The 25,753-nt window shown below is 67.7% G+C and carries 22 protein-coding genes and 4 pseudogenes; 19 read left to right on the top strand and 7 right to left on the bottom strand.

Features of this window, described 5'->3' with window-relative positions:
• Position 1 precedes the first annotated feature (1 nt).
• The 7 genes from OHA64_RS48765 to OHA64_RS48735 all read left to right on the top strand — a co-directional run bounded on the left by OHA64_RS48765 (position 2) and on the right by OHA64_RS48735 (position 6,254).
• A complete protein-coding gene (locus tag OHA64_RS48765) occupies positions 2–763 on the top strand; it encodes a dienelactone hydrolase family protein (RefSeq protein ID WP_405606364.1) in 762 nt (253 codons plus the stop codon).
• A gap of 113 nt (positions 764–876) precedes the next feature.
• Positions 877–2,196 carry an SRPBCC family protein gene (locus OHA64_RS48760; protein WP_405606366.1) on the top strand — a complete coding sequence of 440 codons (1,320 nt, stop codon included), beginning with the start codon at positions 877–879 and terminating at the stop codon, positions 2,194–2,196.
• A gap of 30 nt (positions 2,197–2,226) precedes the next feature.
• Complete coding sequence (locus OHA64_RS48755; protein ID WP_206341633.1) at positions 2,227–3,330, top strand: acyl-CoA dehydrogenase family protein; 1,104 nt, start codon at positions 2,227–2,229, stop codon at positions 3,328–3,330.
• A 36-nt stretch (positions 3,331–3,366) separates the two neighbouring features.
• Positions 3,367–4,563: an acyl-CoA dehydrogenase family protein gene (locus OHA64_RS48750; RefSeq protein ID WP_405606368.1), complete on the top strand. Its 1,197-nt coding sequence runs from the start codon at positions 3,367–3,369 to the stop codon at positions 4,561–4,563.
• Between the two features lie 31 nt (positions 4,564–4,594).
• Positions 4,595–5,122: an aromatic-ring-hydroxylating dioxygenase subunit beta gene (locus OHA64_RS48745; RefSeq protein ID WP_328643415.1), complete on the top strand. Its 528-nt coding sequence runs from the start codon at positions 4,595–4,597 to the stop codon at positions 5,120–5,122.
• The gene (locus OHA64_RS48740; protein ID WP_165340141.1) at positions 5,119–5,943 is read left to right on the top strand and encodes an SDR family NAD(P)-dependent oxidoreductase; all 825 of its coding nucleotides are present in this window, start codon (positions 5,119–5,121) and stop codon (positions 5,941–5,943) included. Before OHA64_RS48745 ends, OHA64_RS48740 begins: the two co-directional genes overlap by 4 nt.
• Positions 5,940–6,254, top strand: a complete 315-nt coding sequence (locus OHA64_RS48735) for a non-heme iron oxygenase ferredoxin subunit (protein ID WP_405606371.1) — start codon at positions 5,940–5,942, stop codon at positions 6,252–6,254. Before OHA64_RS48740 ends, OHA64_RS48735 begins: the two co-directional genes overlap by 4 nt.
• A 78-nt stretch (positions 6,255–6,332) precedes the next feature.
• Here the strand turns inward: OHA64_RS48735 and OHA64_RS48730 are convergent, their stop codons facing one another.
• On the bottom strand, positions 6,333–7,517 hold the full coding sequence (locus OHA64_RS48730; RefSeq protein ID WP_405606373.1) for an FAD-dependent oxidoreductase: 1,185 nt from the start codon (positions 7,515–7,517) through the stop codon (positions 6,333–6,335).
• 207 nt (positions 7,518–7,724) lie between these two features.
• Between OHA64_RS48730 and OHA64_RS48725 the strand changes: the two genes are divergently transcribed.
• Positions 7,725–8,504, top strand: a complete 780-nt coding sequence (locus OHA64_RS48725; protein ID WP_405606375.1) for an IclR family transcriptional regulator — start codon at positions 7,725–7,727, stop codon at positions 8,502–8,504.
• 36 nt (positions 8,505–8,540) lie between these two features.
• Here OHA64_RS48725 and OHA64_RS48720 read toward each other — a convergent pair whose 3' ends face one another.
• Complete coding sequence (locus OHA64_RS48720) at positions 8,541–9,605, bottom strand: extradiol ring-cleavage dioxygenase (RefSeq protein WP_328643411.1); 1,065 nt, start codon at positions 9,603–9,605, stop codon at positions 8,541–8,543.
• Between the two features lie 106 nt (positions 9,606–9,711).
• Between OHA64_RS48720 and OHA64_RS48715 the strand changes: the two are divergent.
• From OHA64_RS48715 to OHA64_RS48705, 3 genes and pseudogenes are all read left to right on the top strand, one after another.
• Positions 9,712–10,098, top strand: a pseudogene (locus OHA64_RS48715) (hypothetical protein); the annotation flags it as partial.
• An 88-nt stretch (positions 10,099–10,186) separates the two neighbouring features.
• A pseudogene (locus OHA64_RS48710) lies at positions 10,187–10,390 on the top strand (hypothetical protein); the annotation flags it as partial.
• A gap of 124 nt (positions 10,391–10,514) precedes the next feature.
• Positions 10,515–12,716: a SpoIIE family protein phosphatase gene (locus OHA64_RS48705; RefSeq protein WP_405606377.1), complete on the top strand. Its 2,202-nt coding sequence runs from the start codon at positions 10,515–10,517 to the stop codon at positions 12,714–12,716.
• 46 nt (positions 12,717–12,762) lie between these two features.
• On the opposite strand, the gene OHA64_RS48700 is transcribed toward OHA64_RS48705, so the two are convergent.
• Positions 12,763–13,944 (bottom strand): MFS transporter, encoded by a 1,182-nt coding sequence (locus tag OHA64_RS48700; RefSeq protein WP_405606379.1) that lies wholly within the window; start codon positions 13,942–13,944, stop codon positions 12,763–12,765.
• A 135-nt stretch (positions 13,945–14,079) separates the two neighbouring features.
• On the opposite strand from OHA64_RS48700, the gene OHA64_RS48695 reads away from it, so the two are divergent.
• Positions 14,080–14,517 carry a MarR family winged helix-turn-helix transcriptional regulator gene (locus tag OHA64_RS48695; protein WP_405606381.1) on the top strand — a complete coding sequence of 146 codons (438 nt, stop codon included), beginning with the start codon at positions 14,080–14,082 and terminating at the stop codon, positions 14,515–14,517.
• Between the two features lie 95 nt (positions 14,518–14,612).
• Here OHA64_RS48695 and OHA64_RS48690 read toward each other — a convergent pair whose 3' ends face one another.
• On the bottom strand, positions 14,613–14,996 hold the full coding sequence (locus tag OHA64_RS48690; protein ID WP_405606383.1) for an acyl-CoA dehydrogenase family protein: 384 nt from the start codon (positions 14,994–14,996) through the stop codon (positions 14,613–14,615).
• A 574-nt stretch (positions 14,997–15,570) separates the two neighbouring features.
• Between OHA64_RS48690 and OHA64_RS48685 the strand changes: the two genes are divergently transcribed.
• Positions 15,571–16,473, top strand: coding sequence for an alpha/beta fold hydrolase (locus OHA64_RS48685; RefSeq protein ID WP_405606385.1), 903 nt, complete (start codon positions 15,571–15,573; stop codon positions 16,471–16,473).
• A 314-nt stretch (positions 16,474–16,787) separates the two neighbouring features.
• Here the strand turns inward: OHA64_RS48685 and OHA64_RS48680 are convergent.
• A pseudogene (locus OHA64_RS48680) lies at positions 16,788–17,518 on the bottom strand (IS6 family transposase).
• 45 nt (positions 17,519–17,563) lie between these two features.
• Here OHA64_RS48680 and OHA64_RS48675 point away from each other — a divergent pair.
• The 6 genes from OHA64_RS48675 to OHA64_RS48650 all read left to right on the top strand — a co-directional run bounded on the left by OHA64_RS48675 (position 17,564) and on the right by OHA64_RS48650 (position 23,327).
• Positions 17,564–17,860: a TetR-like C-terminal domain-containing protein gene (locus OHA64_RS48675; protein ID WP_405606387.1), complete on the top strand. Its 297-nt coding sequence runs from the start codon at positions 17,564–17,566 to the stop codon at positions 17,858–17,860.
• Positions 17,857–19,470: a CocE/NonD family hydrolase gene (locus OHA64_RS48670; protein ID WP_405606389.1), complete on the top strand. Its 1,614-nt coding sequence runs from the start codon at positions 17,857–17,859 to the stop codon at positions 19,468–19,470. Before OHA64_RS48675 ends, OHA64_RS48670 begins: the two co-directional genes overlap by 4 nt.
• Positions 19,471–19,516: 46 nt before the next feature.
• Positions 19,517–20,149: an MMPL family transporter gene (locus tag OHA64_RS48665; RefSeq protein WP_405606391.1), complete on the top strand. Its 633-nt coding sequence runs from the start codon at positions 19,517–19,519 to the stop codon at positions 20,147–20,149.
• 305 nt (positions 20,150–20,454) lie between these two features.
• Positions 20,455–21,492 (top strand): amidohydrolase family protein, encoded by a 1,038-nt coding sequence (locus OHA64_RS48660; RefSeq protein WP_405606393.1) that lies wholly within the window; start codon positions 20,455–20,457, stop codon positions 21,490–21,492.
• Positions 21,493–21,546: 54 nt separating this feature from the next.
• Positions 21,547–22,326, top strand: a complete 780-nt coding sequence (locus OHA64_RS48655; protein WP_405623790.1) for an electron transfer flavoprotein subunit beta/FixA family protein — start codon at positions 21,547–21,549, stop codon at positions 22,324–22,326.
• A gap of 32 nt (positions 22,327–22,358) precedes the next feature.
• Complete coding sequence (locus OHA64_RS48650; protein ID WP_405606395.1) at positions 22,359–23,327, top strand: electron transfer flavoprotein subunit alpha/FixB family protein; 969 nt, start codon at positions 22,359–22,361, stop codon at positions 23,325–23,327.
• A gap of 67 nt (positions 23,328–23,394) precedes the next feature.
• Here the strand turns inward: OHA64_RS48650 and OHA64_RS48645 are convergent.
• A pseudogene (locus OHA64_RS48645) lies at positions 23,395–23,625 on the bottom strand (pyridoxal-phosphate dependent enzyme); the annotation flags it as partial.
• Between the two features lie 820 nt (positions 23,626–24,445).
• Entirely contained in the window at positions 24,446–25,729 is a 1,284-nt protein-coding gene (locus OHA64_RS48640) for a UvrD-helicase domain-containing protein (protein ID WP_405606397.1), read from the bottom strand.
• Between the last annotated feature and the right edge of the window lie 24 nt (positions 25,730–25,753).

Genomic DNA, 25,753 nt, shown 5'->3' with positions numbered 1-25,753 from the left:
CATGGACATCGCATTTCCGCGGATCGAGCCGAGTGTTGCGGAGGACTCGTTCAGGCATGGATCAGGTAGGTCGCTGCCGGTGGCCCGGATCGAGCTCGGCGGTGTCCCGAGAGGCGCGGCGATCGTGCTCTGCGACGCCGGCGCCCTGGAACGGGACGCCGCCGGGTTCATGAGCGGACTGGCCGAGCACGGATACGAGTCCGTCGCCGTCGACCTGTCGCCCACCGGTGGCGACCCGACCGGCACGACCGACCGGGATCTGGTGAGCGACGTCGCCGTGCTGGTGGGGCGGTTGGGTGAACGCGGCTGGTCGCCGGCGCAGGTGGGCCTCGTCGGCTACGGCTTCGGGGGCCGGACGGCACTCTTGGCCACCGCCGAGTTCGCACTCGGCGCGGCGGTGAGCATCGCCCCGTCCGGAGTGGCGGACGCATGGTCCGACGCCCTGCCGCCGCTGATCCAAGTGGCCCGGCACGTCCGGACGCCGTGGCTCGGACTGTTCGGTCAGCAGGACCCCGGTGCCCCTGCGGACGTCCTGGCCAGGCTGGGCTCGTACCTGGGCGGCTCGCCGGCCCACACGGAAGTGGTCACCTATCCGGGCGTCGCCCGGGATTTCTATCGCGACGCCCGCGAGACCCTGGCGCACGTGGCCTCTTTCGACGCGTGGCAGCGAACCATCGAGTGGCTCGATCGGCGCGTGGTGCCGCGGCCCACGCCATTGGCCGCGGAATGGCAAAGACGTGTCGCAAGCGCGGCCCGCGCGTAATTCCTTTCACTTCTGTGAATTCGACGCCCCGGTTCCAGCCGCCGGAACCGGGGGGAGCGCCACATGCAGCTCCACGGCACGGTGCCATTGGGACAGGAAAGGACGGACTACAGGTGTCTGAATACATCGAGGTCGACCAGGAAATCCCCCGCTTCAGGGTGAACCGGAAGGTCATGACGGATCCGGCTGTGTTCGCCGTGGAGCGCGAGCGCGTCTTCGACCACAGCTGGCTCTACATCGGTCACGAGACCGAACTCGCCAAGCCCAACGACTACGTCACCCGAACCGTGGCCGGGCGGCCGCTGATCCTGGCCCGGGACGCCAAGGGGAAGGTGAGGGTCTGGGTCAACTCCTGCCCCCACCGCGGTGCGATGCTGTGCCGTGAGCCGAAGGGCAACGCTCGCTTCATGACCTGCTTCTACCACGGCTGGAGCTTCAACAACTCGGGCGAGGTCGTCTCGATCCCCGACGACGCGGGCTACGGGGCCGGCTTCGAGCGACCGGGGCTGGCGGCTCCCGCGAAGGTCGGCTCCTACCGCGGTTTCGTCTTCGTCAGCTTCGATCCGGACATCGTCGATCTCCCCACCTACCTGGCGGGCGCCAAGGAGTACCTGGACCTGGTGTCCGACCAGTCCGAGGTCGGCATGAGGGTCCTGCCGGGCACGCACGAGTACTCGGTGAAGGCCAACTGGAAGCTCCTGACGGAGAACAGTTACGACGGCTACCACCTCGTCTCCACCCACCAACGCTATCTGGAGATGATCACCGCCGCCCACGGCAAGGCCGACATCTCCTTCGCCTCGAACTCCATAGCCGTCAACCTGGGCGGTGGCCACGCCGTCATGGCCGGCACTCCCGCGAGCGGCGCCGCGCTGGGACGGCCGCTGTCCGAGGAGGCCAAACACGAGAAGGCCGAACACTTCGAGCGGCTCCGTCAGACGCACGGCGACGCGTGGGTGGATCGCATGGGCGGCACCCGCAACCTGGTGATCTTCCCCAACCTGGTGGTCATCGACCTGGTCATGGGCGTGCTGATCCGCAGGATCGAGCCCGTCACGCCCGACTACATGGAAGTCAGTGCCTGGCAGCTGGTGCCACCGGAGGAGGGCGAGGAACTGCACAGGCAGCGCCTGGACAACTTCCTCACCTTCTGGGGTCCGGGCGGACTCGCCTCGCCCGACGACGTGGAGGCACTGGAGACGTGCCAGCGGTCCTACGCGGCCCAGCGGGAACTGCCCTGGTCCGACATCTCCCGTGGGATGCACACGCCTCACAAGGGGATGAACGGCGAATACCAGATGCGCACGTGGTGGCGCCGCTGGCACGAGCTGGTCGCGGGGGAGGCGCTCCCCGAAGAACCGCAGGCCCCGCTTCCGGACTTCTTCGCCGGACAGCGGCAGCGGCCGGCCTCCGCGACCGCAGAGGCCAAATAGCCCCCTCCAACCGAAAGCAGAGAGTCGATCATGGATCTGCAGCCCACTGAAGAGCATCTCGCCGTCGCCGAACTCACCCGCGCCATCGGACTCGACGTTCTGGCCCCCGCAGCGCGGACGGCGGAGGAGGAACGAGCCGTACCGGACGACGTGTGGCGGACCCTGGTGGACACCGGTCTGACCATGCCGCTGTCGGAGGAACTCGGCGGCGGGGGGATTCCGGACACCGTGACGCAGATGATCGCCATCGAGAACCTGGCGTACGGCGATCCCGGTCTCACGATGGCGGCCTTGTGGGGTGGCGCTCCCGCGCTGCTGCTGTCCCGTCACGGTTCGCCGGAGCAGACCGCCGGCCTTGCCCGCCTGAGCGAGGACCCCAAGGCCCGCGGCGCCGTCGCCCTCTACGAGGGATACGGGCGGGGCCCCGAGGACTTCACCACCACCATCAGCACCGCGCCCGACGGAACCGTGCGCGTCAAGGGCCGCAAGGTCGCCGTAGCGTTCGCCGAGACGGCCGACCCCCTGATCGTGGTGGGCCGCGACGCGGACACCGGGGCGCTGCGCGCCTCGCTCGTGCCCGTCTCGGCCGCCGGAGTCAGCGTGCGGGGAACGACACCCGGCCTCGCGCTGGATGCCGCCGCCCTGGCCACCGTGTCGTTCGACGTGACCTTGGCGGCCGCCGCGGCGATCGACGGCGAAGAACTCGCCGGAACCGTGCACCGCCTGCGTCTGGCCCTGGCCGCGGCTCAGGTGGGCACCGCGACGCGCGCGGTGGAGTACGCGTCGGCCTACGCCACCGAGCGTGTCGCCTTTGGAAAGCCGATCGCCGGATTCCAGGGCGTCTCCTTCCCGCTGGCCGAAGCGCTGATGCGGATCTACGAAGTGCGCGCTGAGGTGTTCGAGGCGGCTGTCCTGGTCGACGCGGAGCGGTACACCGAGGCCGCACCCGCCGTTACCCGAGCCGTGAACTACGCCAGTGAGGTGGCCGCAGAGGCGACGCGGACCGCCGTACAGACACTCGGCGGCCATGGCTTCATCGACGAGCACCCGGTCGAGCAGTGGTACCGGAGCGCGGCAGCGCTCTCCGCCATCGACTTCGACCCGCTGCGGTCGGCCTTCACCCCCGCGCTCTGAGCGCCCCACAGACCCGATCACAGAGAACGAGGAGTCATGAGCCTGCCCTTCGAGATCAGCAAGGAACTGGCCGACTACGCCAATACGGTACGTGAATGGTCGGTCGCCGAGTGCCGGCCATACGCGCGAGAGGCCGACGACCGGCACGCCCCGCCGGCGAACTGGGCCGAGATCCTCGACACCAGCCCGGTCCCGCTCGGCCGCGCCGACAAGCCCGAAGAGGGTTCCGTACCGGACTTCGAGGAGGGCGGCTATGTGTCCAAGGCGGTGATCACGGAAGCGCTCGTCTACGGCGACGTGTGGGTGCCGCCCGTGCTGGGCGGCGGCATCGGCGAACTGGTCGTGGAAGCCATGGGCACGCCCGAGCAGGTCGCCAAGTGGTACGACCCCATCGTGGAGGGGGGCGCCCCGACGGGCTTCGCACTCACCGAGCCGGGCTTCGGTTCGGACACCTCCCTGGTGTCCACCACCGCGACCCGCGAGGACGACACCTGGGTGATCAACGGCACCAAGATCTTCTGCACCAACGGAGCCACCGGTGAGTACGTCACCGTGTTCGCCACGGTCGACAAGTCGCTGGGCGCCAAGGGCATCAGCTCCTTCGTGGTGCCCAAGGGAACGCCGGGCTTCACCGTTCCCAAGGTCAGCGAGAGCAAGCTGGGCATCCGCAGCTGGGTGACGTCCGAACTGTTCTTCGACAACTGTGTGGTCCCGCTGGAGAACCGGCTCGGCTGGACGGCCGAGGGCGAAGCGGAGACCAGGGCCAGCGGCCGCAGCGGTGCGTTCGCCGCTCTGGTCCACAACCGTCCTCGCATCTCCTCCATGGCCATCGCCCTGGCCCAGGCGTCGCTGGATGTCACCAAGGGCCTCCTGGTCGGGCAGAAGGCGGGGTTCACTCCGCAGCGGTGGTCCCAGATCGAGACCGAGCTGGAGAACATGGAGCACACGCTGGAGCGGGGCCGCCGACTCGTCCTGCGCGCCCAGTATCTCGTCGACATCGGCAAGGACCGCAGCGACACCGCGGCCGCCGCCGCTGCCAAGGGCTACGCGCCGCAGTCCTGCGAGCGCGTGGTCCGGCGCTGCATCCAGCTCCTGGGGCCCGAGGGCTGGAGCAAGGAACTGCTCCTGGAGAAGTGGTACCGGGACATGAAGATCATGGACATCTTCGAGGGGTCGGGCCAGATCCAGCGCATCATCGCCGGCCGCTCACTCATGGGCCGACTGGTCGGCTGAACCGAGCGCAGACACGTAACAAGGAGTCGCAATGGCCACCCAAGCCCCCACCCCGCCGATCGCACCGGCGCATGTCCCCGACAGCCTGGTCCGCTCGGTGGAACGCTACCTCTACGAGGAGGCCGAGCTGCTCGACACATGGCGGCTGCACGAGTGGCTGGAGCTGTTCGCCCCGCACGGGCAGTACCAGGTTCCGTCCACCGACAAGCCGGACGGCGACCCCGCGCGGGATCTCTTCCTCATCCAGGACGACCGCTTCCTGCTGGAGCAGCGGGTGAACTCGCTGCTCACCCGCGCCGCACACGCCGAGTACCCGCACTCCCGTACCCGGCACCTGATCACCAATGTGCGGGTCACCGACGCCACCGACGGACGGCTGACCGTCACTGCCAACTTCGCGGTGTACCGGGTGCGTTCGGGCACGGTCGACACGTATGTCGGCCAGTACCGGCACATCCTGCTTCAGGACGAGGACGGATCTTTCCGCTACGAGCTCCGCAAGTCCGTACTCGACCTCGACGCGCTGCACCCGCACGGCAAGGTGAGCGTGATCCTGTGAACCGCCTGCAGGACAAGGTCGCGATCGTGACCGGTACCGGCCCGCTCATCGGCGGTGCCATAGCGGCGGGACTCGCCGCCGAGGGCGCCCGGGTGGTGTGCACCGGGCTCGACGAGGAGTCGGTCAAGCCGTCCGTCGCGGCCATCGAGGCGGCGGGCGGCGAGGCGATCGCCGCCATCGGCGACGTCACCGACCCGGCGCACGCCCCGGAGGTCGTGGAGCAGGCGGTGGCCCGTTGGGGGCGCGTGGACATCCTGGTCAACAGCGCCGTGTGGTTCCACAAGCGCGGGCTGCTGACGATGACCGTCGAGGACTACCGTCGGCAGCTCGACGTGATCCTTGGCGGATCCTTCCTCTTCACCCGCGAAGTCGCCATGCACATGATTGACGCCGGCACTCACGGTAGCGTGATCAACATCCTGTCCACGGCGGCCTGGCAGGGTGAACCGGGCAACATCGGCTACTCCACCGGCAAGAGCGGGCTGATCAACTTCACCCGCTCCGCCGCCATGGAACTGGCCAGGCACGGCATCCGGGTCAACGGCTTCACTCCCACCGTGACCCTTCCCGACGACCCTGAGCGGGCCCGTGAGCTCGTGGGACTGATGGCCGGGCCCAGCGAGTACCCGATGAATTTTCAGGGTCTTTTCCCGATGGGCCGGCTGCCCACTCCCCAGGACTACGTCCCCGCAGTGGTGTTCCTCGCCTCGGACGAGTCCTCGATGATCACCGGAAGCAACATCACCGTCGATGGCGGAGCCACGGCCAAGTACTGGCCCTGGCTCTCCGGCTCGGGTCAGGAAGGACGGCTTGGGCCATGACCACCGAACGCCGCTTCGCCTGCCTGGCCGAGGACGTTGCGCCGGGCACGGCCATCACCGTGCCCGGGGACCCGCCGATCGCCCTGTACCGCACGGAGGGAGGCGAGTTCTACGCGACGGCCGACACCTGCACCCACGAGAAGTGGTCGCTCGGGTCCGACAGCGACCTGGAGGGTTGCGAGGTGACCTGCCCGCTGCACATGGCGCGGTTCGACATCCGCACGGGCGAGGCACTCTGCTTCCCCGCCACCGTGGCGCTCCGGACGTACGCGACAGAGATCGACGACGGCAAGGTGTTCGTCGTCGGCTGAGCGCGAGCCGGCTCAGCGACGGTGAGGCCCACAGCGCAACGCTGTGGGCCTCACTGCCGGTCTCACGGCACAAACGTCTCATGGAAGAAACAACGTGCCGCGCAGTTCCAGGCTCTCGAGGAGGTGGCCGCGGAGCAGGTGCGGATCGGCGGCCATACGGCGGCAGTGCTCGACTCCCTCGGCGAACTGCTCCGGGCTCTCGGTGAGGAACAGCAGACGCATGGCCTGCGCCGACAGCGGGGACACGGACTCCTCGAAGACCTTGCGGCGGTCCTCCGCGTACTGGTCGAGAACCGTGTGTTCCGCGTCGCCGTGCACCACGGAGGCCAGCAGCCGGGCGAGTGCGAGGGCCTCGAAGACCCCGCAGGCCAGGCCGAAGCCACGGCTCGGGTTGGTGACGTGGGCGGCGTCTCCGGCGAGTACGACCCGTCCCGACCGGAAGCTCTCGGCCGCACGCTCATGGACCCGGGAGGCCGCCCAGCTCTCCAGCAGCGGGTCGGCCCCGTGCGGCAGCACGGCCTTGAACACGGCGGACATGCGGTCGGCGATCGTCTCCTCCGGCAGCAGCCGGCTCTCCGCGAAGGTGTACCGCCACAGGCCCGTGTCGTCGGCCAGACCGATCAGCGCGCCGTTGTCGAGATCGAGCTGCCAAGAGGAGGGAGACATCCCGAGCCCGGCGAGGTCGAACCGGATATCGGCGGCCACGAACCGCTTGGGCCAGGTCACGCCGGGGAAGCCCATGCCCAGCGACCGCCGGACCTGGCTGTGCGCCCCGTCGGCACCGACCAGCCACGCTGCCCGCAGGGTGGAGACGCCGTGCGGGGTATCTGCCGTCACAGTTACGCCGTGCGAGTCTTGCCACACGTCGGTCAGGCGTGTGCCCCATTCGAACCTGACCCGGGGGTGGCGGGCCAGCCGGTCGACCACGATCCTGGCCAGCACATGGGACGGGACGAGCAACTCGAAAGGATGCTCGACCTCGTCCGTGAGGGACCGCAGGTCGAGGACCAACCGCTCACCGGTGCTCGGAACGACGAAGGATCTGGTGTGTGCCACGACGCCGGCCTGGCAGAGCTCCTCCAGGAGGCCGAGGTCCTCCAGCCCGGGCAGAACCGCCCAGTGGTAGACCATGTCGTACGGTCGCGGCTCGATCCCGGACGCTGCTTCGAGCACCGTGACGTCCAGGCCTGCCCTGGCCAGTCCCAGGGCGGTGAGCAGCCCCACGGGGCCGGCTCCTGCGACGACGACCTGTGCGTCCTGCATAGCGGCTTCTCCTTTCCGCCTCATCGGCTGCGCGAGCGCAGAGCAAGCCGTCTACTTACGCTACGGACCGGTGACCAGGGATGACATGGAGTGTTCCAGTGGCTGGAACCTGGACCGCACGGCCTGGGTGGGGGTTTCATACTGCTGAGATGCGGACGAAACCTGGGTGTGCGGTCCGTCGTATGTGCCAGGCCGAACGGAGGGCTGATGCTGATCGCCGAGAATCCGCCGTCGATCCTCTCCAAGGCTTTCGACGTGCTGCGGGCGTTCAACAGTCATGAACGCGTGATGACCCTGACGGAGCTCTCCCGTGCCTCGGGGCTGCCCAAGTCCACCGTGCACCGGCTGCTGGCCCGGTTGATCGAACTGGGCGCGATCGAGCACCACCGCGCCGGGTACCGGATCGGGATCGAGCTGTTCCAGTTGGGCAGCACCACTCCGGCGGGCGTCATGCGGGATGCGGCCATGCCGCACATGGCCAGGCTTCACCGATGGACGGGACACACCGTGCAACTGGGGGTCCTGCGCCAGTTCGATGTCGTGTACCTGGAAAAGGTGGCGCGCAACAGCAAATCGTCCGACCCGGACGGTGTCGGTGTACGGTTGCCGGCCAGCTGCACTGCCGTGGGCAAGGCCATGCTGGCGCACGAGAACCTGGAAGACCTGAAGCACTTCCTGCCCAGCCCTCTCCCCGGCCTGACACCGCACACCATCACAGACGTCGACAAGCTGATCCCCGAGCTGCGGCGCATCCGCCAGGGCGAACTGGCTCGTGAACGCGAGGAGGCCAGGCTGGGCCTGGCCTGTGTCGCCGCGCCGATCGTGGTGCGGGGCTTTGCCGTGGGTGCGCTCTCCGTGGCCTATCCGTCCGACGTGGAGCTCGACCCCAAGACCGGGACCGTGCTTCGGGACACCACCGCACAACTGGCCAAGGAGCTCAAGCAGCAGTTGCCGGAACACGCCCGCTGGTTCCCGCGCGACGCATGACCCGCGGTGGCGGCCACACGTCGCGCGAGAACGTCGTCACTGGTACAGCGCGAAGACCTTGTTGGAGTTGAGGATCTCCGTCTGGACGAAGTCGCTCCACTGCAGTTCGAGACCGAGTTCCGACATCGCACCCAGCAGACAGAACCAGTTGAGCATCTCGTGCTGGCCGGCGTCGACCACCTCTCGCGTGGTCACCTTCTGCCAGGTGTCGTAGTCACCCGCGACGAGGGCGTCGTAGAGCCTGATATCGGCGTCGGAGTCCGGGCGCAGGTGCCAGTCCTTGTCGTTGAGGAAGGCATGGGACCAGCTCGCCGACGCGACCAGCGCCACACGCTTGTCGCCGGCCGCCACCGAACGCGCCACCGCCCGGCCCAGCTCGAAGCAGCGCACCGGCGACGGACCCGGCGGGTCGAGCTGCTCACCGGCCTTGATGTCGGCGAACTTGGCCATGCCGCCCTGCCGGGCGATGACGTGCTCGCCGTAACAGTTCACCGCGATGGGCACGATCGGATACGGGAATTCCTTTCCCACGTGCTCGTAGTCGAGGAAGATCTGCGTGTTGGCGAACGCGTGCGGGAAATGGACGCCCTTGCGATGCTCGTAGGAATAGGCGACGTCCACCCCTGAGGTGAGCACGTCCGTCGCGAGCTGCTTGGCGAAGGCCGGCAGGCCACGCATACGGTAGGTGGTGTCGTTGGGCAGGCCCCAGGCGTTCGGCACCTTGATCATGTCCAGTACGGCGAATGCCTCGACCTCGGTGTCGTCGTAGGCCAACACGCAGAATGAGGGGATGACTTCCTCGCGGAAGTTCTCGTACTGGTCGTCGCCCCAGACCACGACGACATCCGGACGGAACTCGTCGAGTGCCTCACGGCAGCGGGTCAGACCGCTGAGCAACCGGGCCCGGTGGGCGGCGGCAGCGGCGACACCCTGGTCGTCTCCCCATTCACGCTGCGCGAGCTCGGGCCAGTTGCGGACGTCCTTCCGGTCGGCGGGGATGTCGGGATCCTTCAGGGTGCTCTTGAGCAGATTCGCCATATGCGTGTCGGCACCCGCCAACATCGGATAGTGCGTGATGCCGAGACCAAGCACCTCAGCCATGGTCGTTCCTCCCGAAGATCCATACGGGGAGGCGTAGGACACCTCCGTCGTATCGGCCGCGGTGCGGCCTCGAACTCCGGTCTACCTGTCAGCAGCTCCTACGCCGATGGTGAGTTCTACTGCCCGGAACCGTTCGTTGGCGGGGTACGTGGCGGTGCACAGGATAAGGGCATGCCTGGTCGTCCGGCCGGGCACGGTCATCCGGCCGCCGGACGCAGGGAGGCCGGAAGGTGGTGGGCACGGAAATCTACGGCCCGGCGTAGTCGCTACCGTCGCCGCAGCGGCCGACCAGCATGTCCTCGGCGAGTCGCAGGCGGACCGCGTCCTCGGACGAACGAGCTTGATTTCCTGGGCCTGTGAGCCCGGCCTCACGACGACGAAAGGAAGAATGATGGACCTTCAGCTCGGCGGCAGGCGGGCGATCGTCACAGGAGGGAGTCGTGGAATCGGCTTGGCGGCAGCCCAGGCGCTTGCCGCTGAAGGAGTCCGTGTCGCCTTTGCCGCCAGGGACGAGTCCGTCCTCAAGTCGGCCCGTGACCAGGTGGCGGCACACCGTGCGCGGCACGGTGCAGGCGGACATGAAGCGCAGCCAGCTCAAGCGCGTCCAGGACTTTCAGGCCCGCCACCAGGAGCCGGCGCACACGGCCCTGACCGCCCTCAAGGACGCGGCGGTCAGCGGCGACAACGTCTTCGCCGTCCTCATGGACGCCGCCCGGGTCTGCTCGCTCCAGCAGATCACCGACGCCTTCTTCGAGGTCGGCGGCCAGTACCGCCGTAACGTCTGAAAGGTAGGACCCCCGTGGATTCCGTCACCCGCCCGGCCCGGCGTGGTCGGCTGCGGCCTCATGGGATGATGTCAAACAGGAGCAATATAAAGCAAAATGTAAATTTTTGCCTTATATTGCCAAGATGGGGACGAATCTCGATACCTTTCTTTGTGATCTTGCTCGGAGTCTCCGCCAACGAGCTGATCGAATGGCAGCCCAACTGGTCGAGAGCAAGCGCATCCACACCCCGACCATCTGGGAGTACGACGATTTGGCCGCTCTGGCGGCGCTGGAGGTGCACGAGCACGTCGCTCTGATGTTGGACGTGCTGGAGAGTGGTCGCGGTGTCGCGGACGCGACCGTGCCGCCGACCGCCGTTGAGTTCGCCAGACGTGTCGCCGAGCGCGGGATTCCGATCAGCGAGCTCCTGCGCACCTATCGGATCGCCCATGCCGGTGCTCTCCAGACGGCCCTGGAAGAGGTGGCCCGTCTCACCCGGGACGCGGAACTGCGCACCGCGGCGGGCGTTGAGTTGGTCCAGCTGACGTTCGACTACGTGGACCGTGCATCGGAACAGGTCGTCGCGGTGTACCAGGAAGCGCGCGATCGCCGACTTCAGCGGCGTCTGCTCGTGATCAATGAGGCGAGCAGACGGATAGGGGGCACTCTCGATGCCGTCCGAACGGCTCGCGAACTGGCAGAAGTGGGCGCCGACCAGCTTGCCGACCTGGTCACTGTCGACCTGCTTGACTCCGCGCTGCAGGAACAGATCCATGCCCACCCGGAGCCCGAAGCGTTTGTGCTGCATCGAGTTGCCCGGAAGTCCGCGTCCGGAGGGAGGCCGGATCCGCCTGCCGTGGGGACGGTCTATCGATTGCCTGATGGATCGGAGCCGGCGCGCGCGATGGCGCAGGGCCGGCCTGTGCGTTACGCCATGACCTCCTCCGATCTGCCGGAATGGGCTGCGAGGCCCTTTGCCGACAGTAACGACATGGGTACATCACGCATTCACTCGATCCTCCTGGCGCCGCTATGGGCCCATGACGGTCCGCTGGGGCTGGCACAGTTCGTTCGCCATCAGACACATGCGCCCTTCGATGATGACGATCTGCTCCTCGCTCAGGAGATCGCATCCCGAGCTGCGGTCCACATCGACAATGCGCGCCAGTTCGCCCGCGAGCGTTCGACCGCACTGACTCTCCAGCACAGCTTGCTGCCAAGGCACGTGCCCCAGCACTCGGCTGTCGAGACCGCGGTCCGCTACCTTCCCTGTGAGGCCCGGGCCGAGGTGGGCGGCGACTGGTACGACGTCATTCCCCTGTCCGGAGGCCGTGTCGCCCTGGTCGTCGGGGACGTGGTCGGCCGTGGTCTGCGTGCCTCAGCCACCATGGGCCGACTGCGTACGGCCGTTCGTACCCTTGCGGACATCGATCTGATGCCGGACGAACTGCTCACGCATCTCGACGACGTCGTCATTCGCCTGCAGAAGGAGGAGGAACAGGGCACTGACGAGACCAGCGCCACATGCCTGTATGCGGTGTACGACCCCGTGTCCCGTGTGTGCTCCATGGCCAGTGCCGGGCACCTTGTACCCGCGGTGGTCACTCCTGCGGGGGTGTCCGACGGTCTCGCGGTCTCCCGTCGGGCGCACTTCCCGGAGCTGCGGGTCGGTCCGCCACTGGGACTGGGCGGTCTTCCCTTCGAGATGAGTCAATTCCAACTCCCAGAAGGCAGCTTGCTCGCTCTGTACACGGATGGGCTCATCGAAAGCCGCACTCGTGACGTCGACACCGGCCTGGACCTGCTGCGTCACGTTCTCGAAGAGGCCTCAACGGAGCTGGAGGACACCTGTGACCAGCTGCTGTCGGAGCTCAGGCCCGTCCGGTCACCCGACGACGTGGCACTTCTGGTCGCCCGCACCCGGGTGCTCGATGCCGATCATGTCCTCACGCTGGACCTCCCCTCCGACCCGGAGATCGTCGCCCAGGCCCGTGCGTGCGCAGTCGGACAACTGACCTCCTGGGGTCTGGTCGAGATGGCGTTCGCAACCGAGCTCATCGTCAGCGAGCTGGTGACGAACGCGATCCGGTACGGACGGCCGCCCATTCAACTCCGACTGATCCTCGAGTCCACTCTCATAGTCGAGGTCTCCGACTCCAGTAGCACAGCTCCGCACCTACGCCGGGCCCGTGTTTTCGACGAGGGCGGCCGCGGACTGCTCCTGGTCGCCAAGATCGCGGGTCATTGGGGCACGCGGCACACCCGCGAGGGCAAGGTCATCTGGGCCGAAACATCGCTTCTCACCGGGGATCGCTCCGCGGAGGCGGCAGCAGTCCGGGCATAGCTCAGGCTGCACGGACTGCTCGGGGCAAGCCGTCCGGACGGCACTGTCACGTTGTTGGGTGCGTGAGTGCCTGACAGCGTGCTGGGGTGTGACAGGCCCGGTTGCCGGCGAGTACCAGCAGGGCGGATGCGGTAAGTGCGGCGCCGGCCCAGATGGGTGAGGTGTAGCCGAAGCCGGCGGTGATCGTCAGGCCGCCAATCCAGGCGCCGAGGGCGTTGCCGAGGTTGAATGCGCCGATGTTGGCGGCCGAGGCCATTGTTGGTGCCTCATCGCCGAATGTCATGACACGCATCTGCAGGGCAGGGACACTGCCGAAGCCGGCGGCTCCCATCGCCAGCAGCGCAGCGATCGTGGCGGGCTGGCTGTGCGCAGTGAGCGCAAACGCCACCAGGCTCACGGTCAAAGCGGCGATGAACACGATCAGGGCCCGGTCGACCGACCGGTCTGCGGCCTTGCCGCCGACGACGTTTCCGACGAAGCCCCCAACACCGAAGAGCACCAGCAGCCACGGCACGGTCGAGGAGGCGAAGCCCGAGACTTCGGTCAGGGTGTAGGCGATGTAGGTGAACGCACCGAACACGCCGCCGAATCCGAGGATGGTCACTGCGATCGACAACCACACCTGCAGGCGGGTGAACGCCCCCATCTCGCGCCGCAGGCTAGCGGTCGACTCGGCCTGCGGATCATCGTTGGGCGCCAGGACGGCGATGCCGGCCGTGGCAATCACCCCGATGAGCGTGATCGCCCAGAACGTCGCTCGCCAGCCGAACTGCTGCCCCAGCAGCGTTCCAAACGGCACCCCTAGAACGTTGGCCGCGGTGAGCCCGGTGAACATGAGAGCAATGGCACCGGCTTTGCGATGGGCAGGAACCATGTTGGCCGCGAACACCGACCCGATACCGAAGAACGCTCCATGACACAGTGCCGCCAGAACGCGACCGCCCATCAGAACCGCGTAGCTCGGGGCCAGCGCCGACAGCAGGTTGCCGGCGATGAACAACCCCATCAACCCGATGAGAACCGGTTTGCGTGGAAGGCGCGTCACCGCCGCCGTCACGACGAGTGCGCCCACGACGACCGCCAGGGCGTAGCCGGAGATCAGCCACCCCGCGACGGCTTCTGGCACGGCGAACTCCGTGGCAATGTCCGGTAGGAGCCCCATGATGACGAATTCGGTCAAGCCAATGCCGAATGCCGCGATCGCCAGCGCGATTAGTCCCTTGGGCACGGGACCCCTCTCAGTAGTGTCGCGAGCGCTTATAGCGCGCATGCAACTAATTTAGATACGGCTGATAGTTGCACACGCGCCATATCGGCGCAAGCTGGTAGTGTGTGACGGGATTAACGCAGCTGGAGGTGTTGCATGGGTATCGCCGATGACGCCGTTGAGATCCGCGCTCGAGGTTGGCGGACTCTCGCGGCCCTGCACGGCCGTCTGGAAGCTGCGTTGGAAAAGGTGTTGCAGGCCGAACACGAGTTGTCCGTCGTCGAGTACACGGTCCTCGATACACTGGGTCGCCAGGACGGCTGGCACATGAGAATGCAGCAGCTTGCCCGCGCGACGGCTCTGAGTTCGAGCGCCACGACTCGACTGGTCAACCGCCTCGAAGAGCGCGGGCTTCTGGGGCGTTTTCTATGCCCGGACGACCGCCGGGGGATCTACACCGAGCTGACGCCCGAGGGACAATACCTGCTCGAACTTGCCCGCCCCCATCACGATCGTATGCTGAAGGAGGCACTCGGGGCAGCCGCCGACCACCCGGAACTCGCACCCCTCGTCGAGGCATTGAACAGCCTCTAGCCGGTTCAACGCCGTTCGACGATGTCCCAGCCGCGCACAAGATTCCGACTGAGCCCCTTGTCGGAGCTGGCCGAGATCGGCTCACCGCGCTCAACTCAGTGGCAGTTGATCTGCCGTGCGGAAACGTCAAGATCACCAGCGGACGCCAGCAAGGCCGACAGCTGCGCAGGCGTGCCGTGTTCCGAGATCAGCAGCGACGGCGCACCGCCCCACAGTGCCGCCAGCGTTATGCCGGCATCGCCGTAGGCCAGGCTTTCCACCGCGGCCATCTGGGTGACGACTCCCGGCACGCCACCGCCGCCGAACTCCTCGCTCACCGGCGCTGTCAGTCCGGTCTCGACGATCGTCTTCCACACCGCGGGCGGCACGGCACCTGCCGCTTCGGTCTCCTTCGATGCCGGATACAGGACGTCGAGCCCCAGGCTGCGCGTCATCTCGGTGACGGCTTCTTGTTCGTCGTCCAGTGCCAGGTAGATCATGAACCCTCCTCGATGAAATCCGCGAGACAGCCAACGCTCGTCATCGATCGTGCGGTCGAGTGACCGCGGCGACAATCTGCTGTTCGATTCGTTGGAACCAGACTCGTCAACGAACTCCACACGGCCGAAGGCGCCGTGGCACCGCGGCGTTCCAGCCATCGGAACCGGCAACTGACGATCCCCTGTGCTACTGCCTAGGCTCGCGTCGGCCACCCAGCTTCACCACTGAACAGATCAGTCACCTCAGGCAGGAGTTCATGAAGGTCGAAACCACCGGCGAGCTCGGGACGCCCCTGACGGGCGAGCTGGTGTCAGACGGCCACGGCGATCACGATCATGGACACCGGCCAGTTCGCGGCCGACGTGGAGATGTCCGCCGCCGAGGTCGCCCAGATCGTCGGGCGCATCAAGCAGTACACCGAGCGACACGCTGGATCCTCAGAGAGGAGCACTATGCGCTGTTGTCAAGGAGTCTTGCGCGGCGGCAGATGACGATCGCCCCGCAACTGATGGGTCACTTATCCAGCTTCGTGGTTGAGGTCAGCCGCGAGTATTCCTACCAATTCGAGGCCTAATGGACATCCGCACCGGCATCGCCAAGTCCGGCGAGCTTGACATCGCGTACGAGGACATGGGCGACGTGAACGACCCCGCCGTTCTATTGATCATGGGGCTCGGCGCGCAGTTGGTGTACTGGCGCAAAGGTTTCTGCGAGCGTCTGGTGAATCAGGGGTTGCGCGTCATCCGCTTCGACAACCGCGACATCGGGCTCTCCAGCAAGCTCGAGGGCCGTGACACGGGCGCGAAACTACTGCCGCGACTGCTGCGTTTCCAGGTCGGGCTGCGAAACGCAGCCGGCTATACGCTGGAGGACATGGCCGACGACGCTGCGGCGCTGCTCGACCACCTGCAGATCGAGAAGGCGCACGTCGTCGGCGGGTCGATGGGCGGGATGATCGCGCAGATCTTCGCCGCCACGCACCAGCACCGCACCAAGACGCTGGGCCTCATCTTCACGAGCAACAACCGGGCGCTGCTGCCCCTGCCGGCCCTCAAGCAGATGCGGGCGGCGACGACGCGGTCCAAGGACACCTCGCGCGACGGCGTCATCGCCAACGCTGTGCGCACCGCAAAGATCATCGGCAGCCCGGGCTACCCAGCCTCCGAGGACCAGATGGTGGCCGATGCCACGGAGTCTTACGACCGTTCCTACGACCCCGACGGGGAGGCGCGCCAGTACAGCGCCATGCTCGGCAGCGGCAGCCTGCTGCGCTACGACAAGCAGATCACCGCTCCGACGGTGGTGATCCATGGCCAGGCGGACAAGATGATGCGCCCCACGTGTGGCCGTGCGGTCGCCAAGGCAATTCGTGGGTCCCGGTGGGTGACGTTCGCTGGAATGGCCCACGACATACCCGAACCGCTGTGGGATGACATTCTTGGCGAACTGAAGACCAACTTCTCCAAAGTGCCGTAAGCAGCGGAGCCACCTCGGATTCGGTCGACCTGGCACTTGGCAAGATCGGCCACTCACTCGAACAGCACTGAGCCGGGGGGTGGATTACCCGTTTCGTCGAAGTCCGCCGAATACGCTGTAGGACAACATCGATGCCGCGACGAGCACCTCAACACTGCTCATGCGATGGGTGGACACCGCAGTCGGGGCCAGCTACGGACCCCGCGTGGCCCCGATTCCGTCCCGGTAGGCCTTCGGCCGGCGCTGTCACGTTGTTGGGTGCGTGAGTGCCTGACAGCGTGCTGGGGTGTGACAGGCCCGGGTGTCGGCCTGGGTCAGGTTGTTGCGGGCAGGCCGGTGATGCCGGTGATGTGGTCCCAGACGGCGAAGCGGATGATCATCTCGGCTCGGTAGTGGGTAGCGGACAGGCTGTGGCGGTGGGGTCGGAAGTGGGGTGAGATCCCGCTGAACGCGGCGAGGAATCTCTGCGCTCCGCCGGTGCTGCGGAAGCCTTTCATGGCCCGTTCGCGCTGCCGGGTCGGTTGGTGGGAGTTCTCGGCCCGGTTGTTCAGGCCTTTGTGGGAGCGGTGCTAACCGAGGGCATGACCTCGCGGTGGGCGGCTCCGTAGGAGCGGAGCTTGTCGGTGACGACCACCCGCGGCACCATGCGCGTCTTTGTGAGAAGGCCACGAAAGAATCGCCTGGCCGCGGCCTTGTCGCGTCGGTTCCGCACCAGAATGTCCAGCACGTTGCCGTCCTGGTCGACGGCCCGCCACAGGTATTTCTGCTCGCCGTTGATCTTGATGAAGACCTCGTCGAGGTGCCACTTGTCGCCGGGGCGAGGACGCCGGCGGCGCAGGGAGTTGGCGCAGGCCTGCCCGAACTTCAGGCACCAGCGGCGGATGGTCTCGTAGGACACGACGACGCCGCGCTCCAGCATGAGCTCCTCGGCCTCGCGGAAACTGAGCGGGAACCGGAAGTACAGCCACACGCAGTGCGAGATGATCTCGACCGGGTACCGGTGCCCCTTGTGCGACGGCGACGCGGACGACACGGGCGATCCCATCCAGACGCGATCAACCACAAGATCATCTCATGCCGCTCAGTCAACGTGACAATGCCCTTCGCCGGGCACCAGAAGTTCTACCGCGCCCTGCTGACCGGTTCCTGCGCGTTCGCCCTGAGCCGCGGGCTGATCAGCCTGCTCCTGCCGATCAACCGGCGGGTCATCGAGCGCATGCACGGCCACCGGCTCACGACCCAGGCCGCCGACGACCTCGCCGCCTTCGTCACCGGCGGCGCCGGCTCGTTCGTCACGGCCTGGGTCGTCGACGGCGCGCACGACCCGGAAACGTTCACCGACCGGCTGATGAACGTGATCGGCCGGTTCGCCGAGGAGGACCGATGATCAGCCGCCTGATCCTGCGCAAGCTCGAGCGCAAGCTCCAGCTCGACCCGCCGCTGACGCGGAGGATCACCGTCCAGCGGAACCTGCGCATCCCGATGCCGGACGGCGTCGAGCTGCTGGCGGACCGGTGGCTGCCGCGGTCCGGTGGCGACGGGCTGCCGACCGCGTTGCTCCGCACCCCCTACGGCCGGGGCACGTACGGCGCGATCCTGGCCAGGCCGCTGGCCGAGCGCGGATACCAGGTCGTGATCCAGAGTGTGCGCGGCGGGTTCGGCTCCGGTGGCACGTTGGACCCGATGCGCCAGGAACGCGCGGACGGGCTCGCGACCCTCGACTGGCTGGTGGCGCAGCCGTGGTCCGACGCGATCGTGCTGTACGGCCCGAGCTACCTCGGATACGTCCAGTGGGCGGTCGCCGACCAGTTGCCGCCCCAGGTCAAGGCGATGATCCCGGTGGTGACGGAGTCCGCGCTGACGCTGGAGTCCCTGCGTCCCGGCGGCATGTCGCTGGAGGCGTCGTTCGAGTGGAGTGTGCTGATCGGCACCCAGGAACGTCCGCTCTCGGGGCTGCGCAAGATGTCGCAGGACAAGAAGACCGCGCGAGCACTGTGGACGCTTCCGCTGGCCGAGGCCGACATCGCCGCGTTCGGTGAGCGTTCCCCGTACTTCCAGGACACCCTCACCCACGACGCCACCTCCCCGCGGTGGGACGGGATCGACCACAGCCACCGGGTCGCCGACGTGACCGTGCCGGTCAGCTCGGTCGGCGGCTGGTACGACATCTTCCTGCCCGGCCAGCTGCGCGACTTCCAGGTGCTGCAGGAGAAGGGGCGTTCCGCACGGCTGACGGTCGGCCCGTGGACGCACGCGGAGTTCACCGGCACGCCGGTCGAGGAGGCGGTGGACTTCGGTCTCGCCCACGCCCGCGGCGTCCAGCCGCCACACCGCGCGCCGGTCCGGCTGTACGTGATGGGCGAGGACGCGTGGCGCTCGTTCGACTCCTGGCCACCGGCCGGGTACTCGCCACAGCGTTTCCACCTCGGTGCCGCGGGTGCGCTGACTTCGGAGCCACCTGCTGAGTCCTCAGTGGACACTTACCGCTACGACCCGGCCGACCCCACCTGGACGGCCGGCGGCGTGCGGCTGGCCGTGGGCGCCGCCGGACGGGCCGAGAACACCGAGCTCGAGGCCCGCCCGGACGTGCTCACCTACACCACACCGGTACTCGGCCAGGACGTCGAGGTCGTCGGTGAGGTCAGCGCCGAGATCTGGTTCTCCTGCAGCCTGCCGCACGCCGACGTGTTCGTGCGGCTCTGCGACGTCGACCAGGAGGGCCGGTCGTGGAACGTGTGCGACGGCCTGGTGAGCCTTACCGACGCCGCCGAACCACAGGGCGTCTGTGTGACGTTGTGGCCGACGGCGTACCGCTTCCGGCGCGGGCATCGCATTCGCGTCCAGGTCGCCAGCGGCACTTTCCCGCGGTACACCCGCAATCCCGGCACCGGCGAGTCTCCAGCCACCGCCACCACGCTGCTCGCCGCCGACCAGAGCGTCCGCTTCGGGCCAGATCGGCCGTCCGCCATCACGCTTCCGGTCCTCGGGTCAGCCTGAGGACAGCTGTCACGCGGTCCGGCACGGCGACACCGTCCGGACCGCGATGCCGGCCGACCGCGACAACGCCCAGGGCGCTGGGGCGACAGAGATTGTCAGTGCCCGGCGCCACGGTTTTCGAGTCACTGACCGAAACGAGGGGATCGTCGTGGACAAAGTGACCAAGGCCGCCGACTCCTCGCAGGTCACCGCCGCGACCAACCCTGTCGAGACAGGGACGATCAGCCGGGACGGCACCACGGTCATCGCCACCGTCAACTACAAGGTGGCGCACGACAAGCTCACCGACGCCACCAGGAACACGCTCCAGGAGGCAGCCCAGCAGGGCCGGGACGGGGGCCTGACGGTGGAGATCGAGGGCGATGCGCTGCACGAGTCGGCGTCCGACAAGGCGGTGGCGGTCAGCATCGCCATCGACGCGCCGGTGCTCCTGATAACGTCCGGTTCACTGGCCGCGGCAGGCATGCGGTCAACGCGGCCGTCGGCGTGGGACTGCCTCGGATCAGGGACGGCCCTTCAGCGCCTGCAGGCCGCGTCACCGGAGCGCGCTGATGCCGACGATGTGTCTGACCTGCAGCACCACCTGCACTGTGGCGGCCACGCGAAGACCGGGCACGGCGACGGAGTGTCTCGCCGCCATCCGTCGCGGCTAATCCTGCCGATCATCGACAGGAGATGAGCGGCCCCTCGCTCGGCGACGACACGGCCTGAACCGGATTGCCACCGTCGAGTCCCAGCCTCCCCTTGGTCCATGTCAGCTCCGTCGCCGTGACCGCCGGTCTCTGCGTTGTCCGGTCGAGGAGCCCGGGCACGCCAGAGCACATCTCTGTCTGGCGACGGCGCTGGTTGCAACAGGTGGAGACTTCCTTTGTACCCGGCGTCGGGTGGCCGGACGAGTGCGTTCGGGACCCCGCGGCGACGGGGAGTTCTACTGCCCGGAACCGCTTGTTGGCGTGGTGTCCGGGGGGCGGGAACATAGCGGGCATGCCTGATCTTCCGGCCGCTCACGGTCACCCGGTCGTCGATATCCACGCTCATTACTTCCCGTCCGCGCTGCGTCCGCCGACTCGGGTGGCTGACGATCCGCGTTGGCCGTTCCTGGCCATCGACGAGGGCGGCGGGGCGGGGCGGATCATGCGCGGCACCGAGGTCTTTCGGCGTGTGAAGCCCGCCCTGTGGGACATGCAGGCCCGGCTGGCCGAGCTGGATGCGGCAGGCGTCGGCATGCAGGTGATCTCGCCGGTGCCGGTGACCTTGTCGATGTGGGCGGAGGGCAAGGACGCCGCGGAGTTCCTGCGCCGGCAGAACGACCTGTTCGCCGAGGCCGTGTCCGCGTCGGGGGGCCGGCTGCGCGGTCTGGGTGCCGTACCTCTGCAGGATGTCGACGCGGCCATCACCGAAATGCTGCGCGTCAAGCAGGAGCTGCGGCTGGACGGAGTGGAGATCGGCACCCGCATCGGTGATCTGGAGCTGGATGCTCCGGTGCTCAGGCCGTTCTTCGCGGCGGCGCAGGAGGCGGGGGTGCCACTCTTCGTCCATCCCACGGACGTCGCGCACGCGGTACGCCGTGCGGAGCCGATGTACTCGTTCGGTGTCGGCATGCTGACGGACACCGCTCTGGCGGCGACCGCGCTGGTCTTCGGCGGGGTGCTGGAGGAGTTTCCGGAACTGCGGGTCGCCCTGGCACACGGTTGCGGCGCGTTCCCCTGGACGTATCCGCGTACGGCGTACGGGGACGCGCTCCTGCGGGGCGGCCCCGATCCCGAGCGCACCGCCCAGCTCAACCGGCTGGTTGGCTCGTTGTGGGCGGACGCGTTGGTCTTCGACCCGGAGCATCTGCGACTGGTGGCCGAGCGTGTGGGTGCCGGCCACCTGATGCTCGGCACCGATCATCCCTTCCTGACGGCACCGTTGGAGACCGCCCTGACCACCGTCACCGGGGCAGCCGAGCAGAACGTGCTCAGCGAGTCAGAGACGGCACGTGTCCTTGGCCGCAACGCCCTCGAATTCCTGGGTCTGTGAGCCCGATGCACCGCAGGCCGGAGACGACCGAGCAAGGAGAAAAAGCGCGTGAGCATGAAGATCCTCACCCTCGTGAAGTACGTGCCGGATGCGACGGGTGACCGGCGGTTCACCGAGGACATGACGACTGACCGGGACGCCGTGGACGGGCTTCTCTCGGAGCTCGACGAGTACGCGGTGGAACAGGCACTGCAGATCTCCGAGTCGCACGGGGACGCCGAGGTCATTGTTGTCACGATGGGGCCGGCCGACGCCAAGGACGCCTTGCGCAAAGCCCTTTCCATGGGGGCGGACAGGGCCGTCCACACGGACGACGAAGACCTTCACGGCACCGACGTTTTCGGTACCTCGTCCGTCCTGGCCGAGCTCGTCCAGCACGTCGGCTTCGACCTGGTCGTCTGCGGTATGGCCTCGACCGACGGCGGCATGGGCGTCGTCCCGGCGCTGCTTGCCGAGCGGCTGGGCGTCCCCCAGGTCACTCTGCTCTCGGAGGTGGCCGTCGATGACGGCGTCGTCAGCGGTCTGCGGGACGGCGACACCGCTACGGAGCGGCTCCAGGCGGAGTTGCCGGCGGTGGTGTCGGTGACCGACCGCTCGGGCGAGGCTCGTTACCCCTCTTTCAAGGGCATCATGGCCGCCAAGAAGAAGCCGGTGGAGTACCTCGACCTGGACGACCTCGGCATCGACGCCGCCACCGTGGGCCTGGCAGGCTCCTGGACGGCCGTCGACACCGCCACCGCCCGTCCGCCGCGGACCGCGGGGTCGGTCGTCAAGGACGACGGCGACGGAGGAACCCGCCTCGCGGAGTTTCTGGCGTCCCAGAAGTTCATCTGAGCCGGCCCCACGAGATTCAGGAGAGTAGATCAATGGGTGAGGTTCTCGTCCTGGTCGAGCACGCGGACGGTCGCGTTCGCAAGCCGGCCCTCGAACTGCTGACACTGGCCCGTCGTATCGGCGAGCCGTCCGCCGTAGTCCTCGGAGCCGGCGAGGCCGCCGACAGCATCCGGGCCAAGGCCGCCGAGTACGGCGCGGTGACGGTGTACGTCGCAGACGCGCCGCAATTCGCCGACTACCACGTCGTCCCCAAGGTCGACGCGCTGGCGCAGATCGCCCGGGCTGCCGATGCTGTCGCCCTTCTCGTCACTTCCAGTGGTGAAGGCAAGGAGATCGCCGCGCGAGTGGCACTGCGCCTGAACTCCGGCATCATCACAGACGCGATCAATGTGCATGCCGGGGAAAGGGGCCCGATCGCCACTCAATCGGTGTTCGCCGCCTCCTACCAGGTGACCTCCACGGTGACCGAAGGGACCCCGGTCATCACGGTCAAGCCCAATGCGACCAGTCCGGAACCGGCACCTGCCGAAGGTACGGTGGAGAACGTCTCCGTGACCTTCTCCGCGGCTGCCACTGGTACCAAGGTCGTCTCGCGTGTGGCGCGAGTGTCGTCCGGCCGCCCGGAGCTGACGGAGGCGGCGATGATTGTCTCCGGCGGCCGTGGTGTCGGGGCCGCCGAGGGCTTCTCGGTCGTGGAGGAACTCGCCGACTCGCTGGGCGCGGCCGTCGGCGCCTCGCGAGCTGCGGTGGACGCCGGCTGGTATCCGCACAGCAACCAGGTGGGCCAGACCGGGAAGCAGGTCTCGCCGCAGCTGTACATCGCCAACGGCATCTCTGGGGCGATTCAGCATCGCGCGGGTATGCAGACGTCCAAGACCATCGTCGCGGTGAACAAGGATCCGGAAGCACCGATCTTCGACCTCAGCGACTTCGGTGTCGTGGGTGACCTGTTCGATGTGCTGCCCCAACTGACCGCCCAGATCAAGGCACGGAAGAGCTGACGTGCGGGTGCTACGAGCCCGGCGGTGAAGTGCCCTGTATCGGTTCCCTGCGAGAGGGGAGCAATTGTCAAGACCTGTGGATGGGAGCTGTGCCGACCCAGCGGTGGTAGGCGTCTACGTCGACGTTGCTGCCGCACACGATGGTGAGAACGTGTCGGCCGGCGAAGCGGTCGCGGTCTTCGAGGATCGCTGCGATGCCGAGCGCGGCCGAAGGTTCGACGACGAGGCCGGCGTGGTCAAGGAGCATCCGCATACCGGAGATGATCGACGGCTCCTGGACCAGGACGGCGTCGTTCTCATACCGCTGAGCTTGTCCTACCTGACCGTCGCCCTACCGCGCGGGGTGCGGCGCGCAGGCGCCGGATGCCGCCCCGAACGGCGTCGACGGCGACGACGACGTGCAACGCACGAACCCTGCCCCGCACATCGCGGGGGCGGGTACGTATCCGAGCGCCGGGCCGGCCTTGCACCTGCATTTCCCCGCAGGAAGCGGGGCATCTTTCCTTGGACCACCGACGCAGTACCAGTCGACCGGAGTTGCGGCGACCAGCTCAAGATCCCCGCGCGGGCGAGAACCAGAGCGCCCGGGCGCGGAAGCGGTTGAGGTGGTACACCATGCGGGTTCCGCGTCCGTCTGTGCTGCCTGCTGGGAGGCGGTGGCCGCCTCCCAGCAGGCACCGACCGCCTCGTTGAAGAACACGTGCGAGGACGCAGGCTGGTCGTGGTCTTGGCGACGGTGACTTCCACCAGCAGCCGCTCCCCCCTTGGCAGGGCCGGGGTGCGCTCATGACACGCGCCCGAGAGCCGAGATCTCGCACCAGCGGAGACCAGACCTGATCAGTTCACGGTCGTGGGCCCGCTCCGTACGGTCATCCCGGCCTGGCATCCGTAGAAGGGATCCACCCTGAAGTGTGCTCTCGTGCGCCCGGGTGTCTCACGACTGGTTGCTGCTCCGCCGTCGGCGGCATGAGGCGGACGCCGGTGGACGACAACCGACGTGTACACCAAACGATGCAGGCATTTGCCCGTTCATCACATAGCAAAGAGTACTTGATCACTCTTTCGTTTCCAGTTTGCCTGGTTTCCCTGACGCTAAAGGCGGCTTCGCCGGGGACACGTCAGGGCGTTCCGTGTGGGTGGTGGTGGATCCAGGACAGGCCTCCGAGGTCGAGGCGGGTGCGGGTGACGGCGACGTAGGCGAGGCGGGCCTCCCCGTCGTCGATGGGACCGGGTACGGCCTGGCCCGCGTCGTCGTGCTGGTCGGAATCTTGGGGTGGGGTGAAGTCGTCCGCGATTTTCACGCGGGGCCATTCGCGGCCTTTGGCCTTGTGGGCGGTCGAGACGGTCACCTGGGCGTGCTGCTCGGGGGCGAGTTGAGCGACGGCGGTGAGGATGGCGTCGGTGCCGTGGGTGTCGACGAGGTCGACCAGGGGCTGCAGGTCGCGGCCGGCCGGGTCGTGGGCGGCGTAGTCCTGCAGTTCGCCCCAGGACGGGAACAGGAGCAGTTCGGGGTGGGTGGTGTGGCGGCCTTCTTTGAGGTCGCGGGCGGCGAGTGCCAGGGTGCGCAGGCTGTCTCCTCCTCCGGCCAGCGCCACCCGGCATCCGGCGGTCATCAGGCCCATGACGTGGGACATGGCGCCGACGTTGGTGCGGCACAGCACCGCGTCGGGCCGGGTGAGGGGGCCGAGTTCGGTGGGGACGGTCTCGGTGCCGGTCAGGCGGAGGGGAGCGTCGGCGATGGCCAACCACCGATTGGCTTCCTCGGCGAGGTGGGGGCCGAAGCGGAATGACTTCGACAGGGCGAGCGGGGTGCCGTCGAAGCCGGTCATGATGTCCTTGGCGCCGCGCCAGTGGTAGATGGCTTGGGCGGAGTCACCGACCATGACGAGTTGGGCGTGGTCGCGCTGGCTGAGGAAGATGTGTTCGACGACGGGGTTGGTGTCCTGGGCCTCGTCCAGCAGCAGGAAGTCGGCGTCGATCCTGGGCTGGGTGAGGGCCCACATTCTCAGGTAGTGGTCGTGGTCGAAGCGGACCGCGCCAGCGTCGGGGTTGTGCAGGTCGCTCCAGGCTTTGCGGGCGAAGGGCACGATGTGGGCGGCGAGTTGGGTGTGGAGATCGTTGTTCTCCAGGCCGCGCAGGCGGGGTACGTGGTGGCGGGTGATGGCCTCGTCGGCGGTGTGGCAGAAGCTGGCCACGGTGCGCAGCAGGGTGTGGCAGAGGGCTCTTTGGGAGATGTCGCGCTCTGCGATGCGGATGGCCTTGGTGACGCCGAGGGCCTGGCCGGTCTGCCAGGCCGGGCGGCGGGGGGCGTTCAGGCGGCGGGTGTAGCCGTGGCCGATGGCCGCGTAGGCAAGGGCGTGCGCGGTGCCCCACAGCTGAACACGCCCTTCCGCAAGGACCACCGGAGATGTCCCCGCCGGCACGAC

The organism is Streptomyces sp. NBC_00076 (assembly GCF_045041235.1).
Classification (GTDB): Bacteria; Actinomycetota; Actinomycetes; order Streptomycetales; family Streptomycetaceae; genus Streptomyces.
This window is presented reverse-complemented; position numbering and strand designations above follow the sequence as displayed.